Raw genomic sequence first — 11986 nt, forward strand, 5'->3', positions numbered from 1 at the left:
GTAAATGTTATTGAAGTCGACATTTATCGGTTCTAGCGGCCGCGGGGTGGAAGCTAGTGAATCTATGTTGGGCTCGAAAGATTTCGTTAAAATGTCTAGCGTCTACATCTCATCATTCGCTCATAAATTTCATTGTCGGCTCGGTAACAACTGCAAGCAACGGCTTCTAGACCTGGTCGGTCGATAATCCTAACGTTTCCTCGTCTGTAACTAATAAGTTTTTGCTGCTGTAGTGAATTCGCAGCTCTGGTGATACCGACGCGCCTTACGCCTAGCATATAGGCTAGACCTACGTGCGTGACATGGAAGGTATTGGAATGCGCCCGGTCATGAATCATCAACAACGAACGCGCGAGGCGGGCTTCTACCCTATGGAATTGCGAGCATGCGGCCGTTTGCGCAAGTTGTCTCATCAATGCACAGAGGTAACGCTTTAGCTCTTTTTGTAGTGCGGGACTTTGTTCGAGTTCATGGAGAAATGCCTCCGCTGTAATGCGTAACGCGGGGCCTGCTCCTTGGACTACTGCATGAAACGGGGCGATGTCGACTTCCAGCATCAGAGTAATTCCGAAAAGCCCCTCGTTACCGACCATTCCTATCTCCAAATTGGAGCTGTCTATGGATGTTACCAGGGAAATAAAGCTTCCGGTCGGGAAATAAACGTGTGTAATGAGATCTCCTGGACGGCAGAGTACCTCGGCAAAAATAAGATCGATGGGTTCGCAATGTGCGAGCAACCGGTTCCGATCCTTGCAGGGTAGTGCCGTCAACAGTTGATTACTAGCTGGGCCGGCTTTGGAGGTCTGCACGGGGTTGCTCTCCTGGAACTCTTAGATTTTCATCACTCAAGTCATTACATTTTTTGAAAACCTATGTTCTTTAATTAGAAAAACATAGGTTCGATAAGAATGACGCGACGCTTCGGAGCAGGTGAGCGTAGTCGAAATGAATAACCGGTTAAGGCTCGGCACATCGGTTGATGTCAGTGGATGGCTCCGTAAGTGGAAATTAGACTAACGGATAAGCTTTCTAGCGTCTGTACGCTAACGCCCATAAATGCCTTCATCAAATTTTAACAAGTTGGACGATTATTCAGTAAGAAAAGGAGCGCAGCGTTTAGATCGGAGGGGAGGGAAGCAGACGATCGAATTCGGTTTTTACGACGTCATAGCATTCGCAGACGCGTTCCTCCAATCCGGGTCTATCTATTACCATGATGCGCCCACGGCTGTATTCGATCAATCCGGCTTTCTGTAATTTACCGGCGGCTTCCGTGACACCTTCCCGGCGAACGCCAAGCATATTGGCAATTAGCTCCTGCGTCATGCGCAATTCATTGGTAGGCAGTCTATCGAGGCTGAGCAATAGCCATCGGCAAAGCTGCTGATCCACCGAATGATGCCGATTGCAAACTGCAGTCTGCGACATTTGAGTGATCAAGGTTTGAGCATAACGAAGCATCAGATGTTGCAAAGCACTCGAGCGGCGGCCGCCCGATCGGTTAAATTCCTGCATGAACACCTTTTTTCGAAGTCGGTAAGCATGTCCAGCGCTTTGTACGATAGCACGGTTCGGCATGGTTCCTCCGCCCATGAATATCGCAACGCCGATAATACCATCGTTGCCGGTTACGGCAATTTCTGCCGAAGCGCCATTTTCCATGACATAAAGCAGCGAAACGATGCAATTCGTGGGGAAATAGACATAATTCAATTCGCCCCCGGATTCGTAAAGGACTTCGCCAAGTCGCATGGATACGCCTTCAAGATGAGGTATTATCCGCTCATATTGGTTTGAGGGCAGCAAGTTGAGCAGATGGTTTTGTCGAGGATCGCATGCATCGGTCATAAGTAATCAAAACTAGATAGTCATGGAAAGGGAAATTCTACGAATAGTTTATGTGGCGAACCGGTTCGTAGCCTCGATAAGCTTATAGAAAAAGCCGGGTATTTTTTATGGAATTAAGGCTGCTAATTTATAGCAGAGAACTTTAAGGGGTGCAAGTGAACGGAGAGGAGTAATTGTCGGCAAGTGCATGTATACCTTATCGCACTTCAAATTTCGGCTGTACCTGAAGAGGCGCCGAACTTTGATCCACGGGTATAGAAGGAAGCATCCTTAAAAACCGGAAATGGTTATATGTGCGGCAGCGTACCGACGACATTTAAAAGTCACTGTTATCATTACCTCAAAGTAACGTATCGACAGAAAACTAATTTGCAGACATATAAGCAATGTTACCGGGATGGCTTAAATCGGCAATACAGCGTGATAACTCAGCGGCACATATCTGGTCAACAGTGCCATTATGTTAAGTCGTTATTCCCTTTGCTTGTCAAATTTCGGTGCCGGGGTGCCCGTCAAAGGACGCCGTAAATACGTCCATGTAGGCTCTATGATAGCATCCATGCTATCCAAGCCTTTGCGAGCGCCATGGATGGCGTGAATGTCGATTTTGCATTACGCCAAGGATGGCGTGTAGTAGGGCAATGCAGGAGCAATTGCCGAGGAGCAAAAATCGACCTAACACCCCGGCACCTCCATTGGCTAATGCCGAAATTTGAAGTGCGAAAGGTATATTCCGGTACGGACTGCCGAAAGGTTGGCTTAACTTAATCCATCATAAAACTCATTTTTGTTATTGCGCTCCTCCCGGCTCGCTGCGGCAATTGATTGCTGCAGTTTTTTTTGTCCTGCACCACCGACTTTATTTCAGGTCTGATACCGCTAATACTAAAGGGAAGTCAGAAAAACTATCCATGCTAATAGAGACCATTTTTCATCCTGATCAGGATGCTTCATCGACTAGCCTGTCCTATCCACGTTTGAGCTTGAACGATGCGATAACTTGCGCCAAGGCGCGGCTTTTAGAGCTGCAAAACGAGGAAGGCTATTGGGTTTTCGAGCTTGAGGCGGATTGCACGATTCCTTCCGAATACATCTTGATGATGCATTTCATGGGTGAAATCGATGCAAGGCTCCAGGCCAAGATCGTTCAATATCTCCACGAACAACAAGACCGGGACGGCAGTTATCCGCTTTATAAAGGCGGACCGGGAGACCTGAGTTGCACGATCAAGGCTTATTACGCGATGAAATTGGCCGGCGACTCGATTCAAGCGCAGCACATGGTCAAAGCGCGCCGTTGGATACTGGCTCGGGGCGGCGGCGCCAAGGCTAACGTCTTTACGCGTATCATGATGGCGATGTTCGAGCAGATTCCTTGGCGCGGCGTGCCTTTTATTCCGGTCGAAATCATGCTTTTACCGAAATGGTTTCCGTTCCATATCGATAAAGTTTCGTATTGGTCCCGTACCGTAATGGTGCCTTTATTCATCTTGTGTACTTATAAAGTCAAGGCTCGTAATCCGAATAACGTGGGGATTTCAGAGCTTTTTATCACGCAGCCTGAGTCGGAAAAAAATTATTTTGCACACGTCAAAACACCGCTAGGCAAGTCCATATTGGCCGCGGACCGCATGGGCCGCTTGATGGAACCGTTGATTCCCGGTTTCGTTCGCCGCAAGGCAACGATCAAGGCTCGCGATTGGTTTTTGTCCCGATTGAATGGGTACGATGGACTGGGTGCTATCTTTACATCCATGGTCAATGCCTATGAGGCCATGGATTATTTAGGGATTCCTGCCGACGATGAACGGCGGCGTATCGCCAGGGAAGCGATCGATCGATTGCTAGTTGTCAAGCCGGATAAGGCTTATTGTCAGCCTTGCGTTTCACCGGTCTGGGATACCGGACTCGCCACGCTGGTACTGCAGGAAGTCGATCGCCGCGAGCGTGATCCGATTGCCGAACAATCGCTCACTAAGGCTTTAAATTGGCTGGCCGGTCGGCAATTGAGCAACGAACCGGGCGATTGGCGGGTGCAACGGCCCAATCTGCCGGGCGGCGGCTGGGCTTTTCAGTTCGGCAACAGCCATTATCCCGATGTCGACGATACCGCGGTGGTTGCGCTGGCGATGATAGAGTCCGGCGATCGCGAGTTTGCCGAAAATATCGAACGGGCAGGCGTATGGATTGCCGGCATGCAATCCGCCAATGGCGGCTACGGCGCTTTTGACGCGGACAATACGCATAGCTATCTCAACCATATACCGTTCGCCGATCACGGCGCTTTACTCGACCCGCCTACCGCCGATGTCAGCGGTCGCTGCGTTATGTTTTTGAGCAAACTGGTCGATAGACAGCCGGAATACCGGGCCGTTATCGACACCTGCATTACCTATTTGCGCAATCAGCAGGAAGCCGATGGATCCTGGTTCGGTCGGTGGGGAACAAATTACATTTACGGAACTTGGTCTGTATTGACCGGGTTCGAAAGCGCCGGTATTTCGAAGCATGATTCCCACATTCGTAAAGCTGTGGTTTGGCTAAAATCCAAGCAGCGTGCCGACGGCGGTTGGGGGGAGGACAATGATAGTTATCACGATGTCGGGGTTCGCGGCGAAAGCGAAACCGGCTCGGCATTTCATACCGCGCTCGCGCTGCTGGCCTTGATGTCGGCCGGCGAGGCGGGTTGCCCCGAAGTTAAATCGGGAATAAATTATCTCTTGAAAAACCAACAAGACGATGGGTTTTGGAAAGACGATGGCTTTAATGCGCCGGGTTTTCCCAAGTTTTTTTATTTGAAATATCACGGTTACGACAAATATTTTCCGCTCTGGGCGCTAGGGCGCTACCGCAACGAATGCGGGGACTTTATATCATAAAGTTGCGTAGGTCGGGTTAGCGATAGCGTAACCCGACGTTTTACGCGAAAGTGTCGAAATACCTTCGATAGGTGAAAGCACAATAATTTTCACAGTTTTAGACTTTGGCTGCCATTAAGGCTTCGCCATAATCCGGACGGAAAAAAGCCTTGAATAAACAATCGCCAGGCCACCATGCGGGTGATGTGAGCGATATCGTTCATCGGATGGAAATGGCTGGGTCTGGCGTTATCGGGATAGCTTGTACTCACGGGTACGAAGGCGCATGGAAATCTGTGTCGGGCGGCTTCGATGATGATCTCGCTTTCGAAAACGAAGCTCTGTTTCCGGCCCAATACGAATCGGCAGCGTCGGATCAATTGTGCCGGATACACGCGGAAACCCGACTGGCTGTCTTCGATGGTTTGTCCTGCGGCCCAGGCGATCCAAAAGTTGGCGAAACGGTTGGCCCGGTAGCGCGCCTTTGGAATCACGTCTCGGTTCCAGAGGCGTGAGCCAATCACCAGTTTGTCCGGATGGACTTTTGCCGCCATCAAGAGCCTTGGCAAGTCTGCCGGATCGTGCTGGCCGTCCCCGTCCATGGTGACGATTCCTTTCGCGCCGAGATTCAAGGCGGTCTGCATGCCGTTCCACAAGCTTGCCGCCTTTCCCAGATTCTCGGGATGGCGCCGCAATGTCACCGGTAAATTTGAGAGTTTGTCCGCAGTGCCATCGTTGGAGCCGTCGTCAACGACAATCACCGTGCCGAGATGCCGTAAGGCGCCTTGCACTACCTCGCGGATGGTGGCGGATTCGTTATAGGCTGGGATTACCAGTACGTATTTGTCTCTTCCGTTCATGTTGATCTCTCCATTCATAAGTAATATGCACAAAATAACTTCGCGAAACAGTAAGCTTTGTGGAGGTTCGGTGACTCGCTTGACAGGACGCCGTGAATACGTCCGTGTAGGCTTGACGGCGGAATCTGATTGCCAAGGATGGCATGAATGCAGATTTTGCAGGAGCAAAAATCTGCCTTGCCGCCGACACCTGTCAATCGAGCCAACGAACCCCCTTCCGACATTTGATGAAGTTATTTCATGCTCGTTCCTTAGCGAATTGTTGTCAGGCAATAAGGCATTAGCCGCGTTTCTATTCGTCCTTCCAAAAATCATAAAAATTGAACCAGTTATACGGCGCCAGTCGACAATAATATTCCAGGCGGTTGGCGTAGTTTTGCATAATGCAACGAGCCGCTGTTTCCCGCTGGTTTCGGTCGACCCGCGGCGGGTCGGCCAGGTGTTCAAACCAGGCGTCGTAGCCTCCGTCATTCCGATGTAGGCAGAAGAACGTAACCAAGGGCATGTCGAGAATTCGAGACAGCAAGACAGGAGCCTCTGGAAACCATGCCGGTTCGCCGAAAAATTCGCAGCGTATCCGTTTGTCGGCACGCACGCTGCGGTCTCCCAATAGCGCGATGAGACCGCCCTGGCGCGCGTGCTCGTCGAGCCCAATCAAGGAACCGATATCGCCCACATAGACAATATCTTCGAACAATGCCGGGTTCAACTTTCGGAATATGCCGGTAACTTGGGGCGTACTCTCCCCATAAACGAGCGCTTTGATATGGAATCCGCTCTGTAATTTTCCTACCGCACGGATGATTTCGAAGCTGCCGAGATGCGCGCCTACGAGCAGACAGCCGCGCCCGGAACGGGCGTATTCGTCCAGCACTTCCAGGCCTTTGATGCGAATATCCAATCGCTGACCTTGTCCGGCAAACATGTAAACCCGATCGAGTAACGTGTGGGCGAAGGTGTGGTAATGCCGGAATACCTCGGCCCAGCCGCAATCCCTGCCCAAAACCTTTCGCAGAAAGTTGCGGGATGCCGAGCGGGCGCGGTACGAGAACACAACGAAATAGATTGTGATCGGGTAAAGTAGGAGACGCGACAACCATCGCCCGGCCCGCAAGGCGATCCATTTGATGGTGTTTAACCAGAACAGGCTGCTTCGCTCCGGTACTTCAAGCCAAGCCTGTTTCATGGGACGCGATGCAGAAGGGGCCGAAAACTTGCTCACGACCGAGGAGTTTGCAGCTGAAACAAACCGGATCGTTTTTGCGAGGGATGGGTTTCAGTCGGTAGGCTTGCCCCACAATGACGATTGTGTTGCCTTTGTTGCTCATAAGCCGGTTGATGCGGGGCTTTATCGATGTATACGAATTGGCTATGTCACTCCTCATTCTGTGTTGCGCAGATGGGTGTGAACCGGAGTTCATTCGCAGTGACCTTTCTTTCGTTGCCATCACGTAAAAGGGGTTAATGGCCTCTGACGATCGTACACCACTCGCCGACGATGTTGAGTAAGTTCCTCGCCGAGTGATCCACTGAAGTGACTTCCGTGATATTGCCATTTTGCTTTGCCGCGCGAACACTAGCATCGCCGCGGGCCAGCAAGCCAAGTATGGATTCCGCGCAGGCTTTGCCTTCCTTCATCGTGGCTGGGTCGGTAGTTTCCCCGGTCGCAATGTCGCCCCAGATGACTTCGGTACCTAAAACGCCTTTAATCGGCGCATCGACAATCATGCAACCGCTGAGTCCGGCTACGAGACTCATCACGCCAAGCGTCAACCCTGCTCTCATGGATGGCCGCATCCGCTCTCCCGAATGGCTCAGGTCAAGTTTCGATGTTTCCCCGAATTTCTCTTTTGATATTACCGATTTGTCTTCAATTTGATCCAAAGTCATCGTTGTTCTCCAAAATTTTGATAGTTTGTGAGGTGTGGGATTAGCGTTTCTGAAAATATACCTTTCGCCCTTCAAATTTCGGTAGTGCCTTAGAAGGCGCCGCTGTGCTAGGTCGATTTTCGCTCCTCGGCAATCGCTCCTGCATTGTCCTAATACACGCCATCCATGGCGCTCGCAAAGGCTTTGCCAGCATGGAGCTGGCATAGAGTCTACGGGGACCGTATTCACGGCGTCCTTTGACTGGCCCCCCGGTGCCGAATTTTGATCTACGATGGGTATATCATGTCCGAAGCAAGGTATGAAAATTGGTTTCGGCGTTCTTCGGTGGCTGTTTTTGGCTGCAATTAAGCTAAGACGGTTTTCACTAATTGCTTTGTGAATGCCCTTAGTGGTTCTTTGTGTTGTAAATATTGTTGGAATAAGCTGTCGATCGCAAGCGGTGTAAGATAGGCGTAAACGCCAATGCCGGTTTGCGAAATAAATTCACCGCTTAGCATTTCGATGAACGTGGACTGCCCTTGGCTTGTGATTTCTATCGGTTGATTTTCCATTGTCGATACCTCTGATCAATGATTTTTCATAATAAAAAGTAATATCAAGGTCCATCTAAAGAATATAAATAGTTTCAATAATTTAATAAATTATTCAAAGGTAAAGTTTGGTCTAGTCAACTTTCCTCGAGGAGAAATTGAAGGCATACCGGATTCCTGTTCTAAATCGGCGTGATCTCTTTGCGTGCCTGTCTTGGTCTTGGATGGATACATGATTAACGTAAGGCATCTACATAAGACTTGGATCGTTAGATCCGGTTGGGGATGCAAGAAACGGTTCGCTTTTTATATCTGCTCTGAGAGATATAGTGAAGTATCGGATGCTTATTGGTCTGTACGCTATCGTACATACTGGCGAAAGTTTTCCGGATATATACCTATCGTAGATCAAAATTCGGCGCCGGGGCCGTCAAAGTATGCCGTGAATGCATCTATGTAGGATCTATGCTGGCAAAGCCTTTGTTGGACACCCCGGCGCTTCCTCAGACACTACCGAAGAAATTTGAAGTGCGAAAGGTATAATATCCACCCGCTAATTTAACTATTTTTCCGGACGAATTCGTTTTCTGAGATTGATATTTGCTGATCGGAAAAGGTTGGGCATATGAACGACTGCCTAGGCGAGGTGACTATTGAATTGAACCTAAAAAATCAGTTGAGCATTCTAAATCCCGTTCGCCCTGAGCCTAGCCGAAGGGCTCAGAACGAACGGATTCCACGTGTTCGCCTGATTTTTTCTAGATTGAAAGGTAATTAAAAAATCAACGTAATCAAGAAGTCTATTATTTGGTTAGTCCTAGTGGTCTCGGGTCTATTATTTGGCTGTGTGACAGGATGGGACGAGAACTATCTGCGAGGATACACACCAACGAAAAGTGTCGAGTTTATGCTCAGCTTTGATGATGGGCCGCTGCCCGAAACAACCGAGCGCGTGTTGGATAGTTTGGCAAAACTTAAGGCTTCTGACGGGGCACCGGTAAAAGCCGGTTTTTTCTTGCTGGCCGATGCGCCCGATGATTTTTGGCGAAGGCGGCTTTATTACGCACCCTACGAACTCTGGACTCAAAAGGGCAGCATCGCAAGATATCCGGAAATTACCCGGAGAATCAAACAGGAAGGACATATTATCGGTAATCATACGACTCATCATCCATGGTTTCGATGGCCTTGGCTGGATACGAAGAAGGCTGTGCTCGCCGAATTTACCGAGTGGGAGGCCATTCATGAAAGGGTATTAGGTAAATCGGACTTGCGTCTATTTCGATCGCCCTATTTGATTCTCAATAACCATGTGCGTGAAACGGCTGATCGATTAGGCTATCAGATCGTCATGGGGGAATTGGTAGGCGATTCTAATCCGGGGGCAACGGTTGCCATGATTCAACAAAAGACGCAGTCTATTTTGGCGGCGTGGAGCAAGCCTCACCCCTGTTTATTGATATTCCACGACAATCGTCCCACCACCTACCGACATCTCGATGAAATTGTCGGCAATCTTCAGCAACGAGGTTTTCGGCTGGTGCATTTTGATCCCAAACGATTGTAATGCAACCGCAAACGCTCATTTGCCGTGAATGGTGCAAATTATTTGCCGATGTTACGCGCCGCTACTGCATGTAGAGCAAACCCCGAAACTCTTACCGCTACATTCGGTGGGAAAAGTGATGATTCTTCGTAACATCAGTTATACCCATCGTAGATCAAAATTCGGCGCCGGGGTGCCCGTCAAAGGACGCCGTGAATACGTCCCTGTAGGCTCTATGCCAGCTCCATGCCGGCAAAGCTTTTGCCGAGCACCCCGGCGCCTCCTCAGGCACTGCCGAAATTTGAAATGCGAAAGGTATATTACTTTGAAAGTGCGCAGTTTTGGATTGCTTAGGAATACGCACAAAATAACTTATACAAGTAGTAGGCTTTGTGGCGGTTTGGTGACTCGCTTGACAGGACGCCGTGAATACGTCCGTGTAGGCTTGACGGCGGCTATCCCTGCCGCCGACACCTGTCAATCGAGCCACCAAATCCCCTTCCAACCGTTGTCTAAGTTATTTCATGCTCGTTCCTTATTTAATTTTTCAATATGCAAAACTCTGCTGTAAAAATACAGCACCCTGACCATACCCTCACTGCCATTAAGTTAAGCCGTTCGTGGTGAGCCTGTCGAACCATGGACGGCTTAACTTATCGACCCAGGATTTTTCCATTCACCCTTCGACAGGCTCAGGGCGAACGGAAAAATCCTTAACTTAATGGCAGTGGACCATACCCTGGGTACTTTCATTATCCGGGGTGATGACAGCCTCTTCATGATCGTTTGGTTGAATATCGAGTGTTCGCTACCGTACAGACTTGTGCTGATGATGGTGTTAGATTTTGTATCAACGACCGTGAGCGTTTCGATTCATCGTAATGACAAACGGAATCCTGATTAGCAAGTTTCTTCAGCTAAAGCCCAAAGATCAGCATATCCCTAGCAGGACGGGGTTTGCAACCCGGTCCTAAACGTTTTGACTTTGGCCGAAGTTAGCCGAAATGTTTAGAGCAAACCGAAACGTTGGGGACGGGTTAAATAACCCGTCCCGCAGAAGTGGCTACGACTGGCCACTGCTCGGACAATTGGCTTCAGCAAGCTGAGGCATCTTGCTAATTAGGAACGGAATTGAATTCGCATGGTGTAATTTAGCTGAATTTTAGTACGCCATAACCGTTGGAGGTTATATGAAAAATATTATGTTAAGAGCCAAAGTTAGCCGGTTGCTATTACTCTTGGGTATTGCCATCGTGGTTTTGTCCGGCTGTTCTCAAACCCTTGTAAAGGATGACACGCGAATGGACGAAGCAGGCACCATTCATTGCTCCGGTAGTGAAGGTGCCGATGACTCCTCCATCGCCGTCATACCGATTCCTGTACTGGCATTTTTTATGCCCCACGCCGACCTCAATGAGATTAATGCCGATGATTATCTCAGTCGGTGCGGAGACTCCGATAAATTGATTAACCGAAAAGTGATCGTCGGTCGAGGCGCATGTTTCCCAACAGCGCTGACAAGAATCATTAGTCTGGGAATCTGGCAATGGTGTCCGGCAAGCGTTTCTTGGGAAGCTGACGTGCGGCCTTGAGATTTTTCGGGTCACGGCCGACAAGGAAAACACTGAATGGCTCAACGTAACCAGATATTCAAGTTTTGAAAGTATACCTTTCGTACTTCAAAATTCGGCGGGAGACTAAGGAGGCACCGGGGTGCTCGACAAAGGCTTTGCCAGCATGGAGCCTACATGGACGTATTCACGGCGTCCTTTGACGGGCACCCCAGCGCCGAATTTTAATCTGCGATGAGTATAGGCTAGCAGTGTATCAGGTTCGGCGGTGAATTAAGGATGTCATGTTTTAAGAAGCTATGTGTTCGATACCGAACAGACTAAGTTCATTATTACCGTTAGTTTGTAATATCTCTTAACTCGACAAGGATCGAAATGACTATTGCAATCGAACCTATGTTGGCACTTGTGATAGGGATATTAATTTTGGTGGTGCCTAGATTTTTAAATTACTTCGTGGCTGTTTATTTGATCGTTCGAGGCGTCTTGGGGCTAATGCAACATAATAATCTGTTGTAGTAGGTGATTGGGTTCCTAGACCTAAATGAATTTTCAAGCTTATGCTTTTTATCCAACAGGAGCGCTACTATGTCAATTGGCACAATTGTACTGATTATTCTTATTCTGATGCTGGTCGGCATCATTCCAGTCTGGCCGCATAGCCGAGGATGGGGATACGGACCGAGCGGCGGGCTAGGGACGATTTTGATCATCATATTGATTCTAGTTTTAATGGGCATCATCTAGCCTGTAATACCCCGCTCGCTCGTTATGGATCTTCATGCGCCGTAACTCTATGCGGGGTGTCACATTCGTGCTTCAGCGTAAGGCACTCTTCGATTTAGGTAATCGTCATTTTCCCCCGGGATACCCATAGGACACA

The 11986-nt window shown here is 49.2% G+C and carries 11 protein-coding genes; 5 read left to right on the plus strand and 6 right to left on the minus strand.

What is annotated here, in order from left to right:
- Window positions 1-95: 95 nt before the first annotated feature.
- Together METBU_RS0100735 and METBU_RS0100740 are read right to left on the minus strand one after the other, a co-directional pair.
- Complete coding sequence (locus METBU_RS0100735; RefSeq protein ID WP_017838805.1) at window positions 96-809, minus strand: Crp/Fnr family transcriptional regulator; 714 nt, start codon at window positions 807-809, stop codon at window positions 96-98.
- Window positions 810-1116: 307 nt separating this feature from the next.
- Complete coding sequence (locus METBU_RS0100740) at window positions 1117-1848, minus strand: Crp/Fnr family transcriptional regulator (RefSeq protein ID WP_026129953.1); 732 nt, start codon at window positions 1846-1848, stop codon at window positions 1117-1119.
- 911 nt (window positions 1849-2759) lie between these two features.
- Here METBU_RS0100740 and shc point away from each other — a divergent pair.
- Window positions 2760-4727: a squalene--hopene cyclase gene (shc, locus tag METBU_RS0100745; RefSeq protein WP_017838807.1), complete on the plus strand. Its 1968-nt coding sequence runs from the start codon at window positions 2760-2762 to the stop codon at window positions 4725-4727.
- An 89-nt stretch (window positions 4728-4816) separates the two neighbouring features.
- Here shc and METBU_RS0100750 read toward each other — a convergent pair whose 3' ends face one another.
- The 4 genes from METBU_RS0100750 to METBU_RS0100775 all read right to left on the minus strand — a co-directional run bounded on the left by METBU_RS0100750 (window position 4817) and on the right by METBU_RS0100775 (window position 8007).
- The gene (locus tag METBU_RS0100750) at window positions 4817-5566 is read right to left on the minus strand and encodes a glycosyltransferase family 2 protein (protein WP_017838808.1); all 750 of its coding nucleotides are present in this window, start codon (window positions 5564-5566) and stop codon (window positions 4817-4819) included.
- Window positions 5567-5858: 292 nt separating this feature from the next.
- Window positions 5859-6752, minus strand: a complete 894-nt coding sequence (locus tag METBU_RS0100760) for an LpxL/LpxP family acyltransferase (RefSeq protein ID WP_017838809.1) — start codon at window positions 6750-6752, stop codon at window positions 5859-5861.
- Between the two features lie 275 nt (window positions 6753-7027).
- Window positions 7028-7456: a TRL-like family protein gene (locus tag METBU_RS0100770; RefSeq protein WP_017838811.1), complete on the minus strand. Its 429-nt coding sequence runs from the start codon at window positions 7454-7456 to the stop codon at window positions 7028-7030.
- Window positions 7457-7800: 344 nt separating this feature from the next.
- The gene (locus METBU_RS0100775; protein ID WP_014148973.1) at window positions 7801-8007 is read right to left on the minus strand and encodes a hypothetical protein; all 207 of its coding nucleotides are present in this window, start codon (window positions 8005-8007) and stop codon (window positions 7801-7803) included.
- Between the two features lie 886 nt (window positions 8008-8893).
- Between METBU_RS0100775 and METBU_RS0100780 the strand changes: the two genes are divergently transcribed.
- The 4 genes from METBU_RS0100780 to METBU_RS25600 all read left to right on the plus strand — a co-directional run bounded on the left by METBU_RS0100780 (window position 8894) and on the right by METBU_RS25600 (window position 11850).
- Window positions 8894-9553 (plus strand): polysaccharide deacetylase family protein, encoded by a 660-nt coding sequence (locus METBU_RS0100780; protein WP_017838812.1) that lies wholly within the window; start codon window positions 8894-8896, stop codon window positions 9551-9553.
- Between the two features lie 1169 nt (window positions 9554-10722).
- The gene (locus tag METBU_RS0100785; RefSeq protein ID WP_014148970.1) at window positions 10723-11124 is read left to right on the plus strand and encodes a hypothetical protein; all 402 of its coding nucleotides are present in this window, start codon (window positions 10723-10725) and stop codon (window positions 11122-11124) included.
- 354 nt (window positions 11125-11478) lie between these two features.
- Window positions 11479-11622 (plus strand): DUF3096 domain-containing protein, encoded by a 144-nt coding sequence (locus tag METBU_RS25595; protein ID WP_014148969.1) that lies wholly within the window; start codon window positions 11479-11481, stop codon window positions 11620-11622.
- A gap of 69 nt (window positions 11623-11691) precedes the next feature.
- Window positions 11692-11850 (plus strand): DUF3309 family protein, encoded by a 159-nt coding sequence (locus METBU_RS25600; RefSeq protein WP_017838813.1) that lies wholly within the window; start codon window positions 11692-11694, stop codon window positions 11848-11850.
- Window positions 11851-11986 lie beyond the last annotated feature (136 nt).

Source organism: Methylotuvimicrobium buryatense 5G, from assembly GCF_000341735.1.
Taxonomy (GTDB): Bacteria; Pseudomonadota; Gammaproteobacteria; order Methylococcales; family Methylomonadaceae; genus Methylotuvimicrobium; species Methylotuvimicrobium buryatense.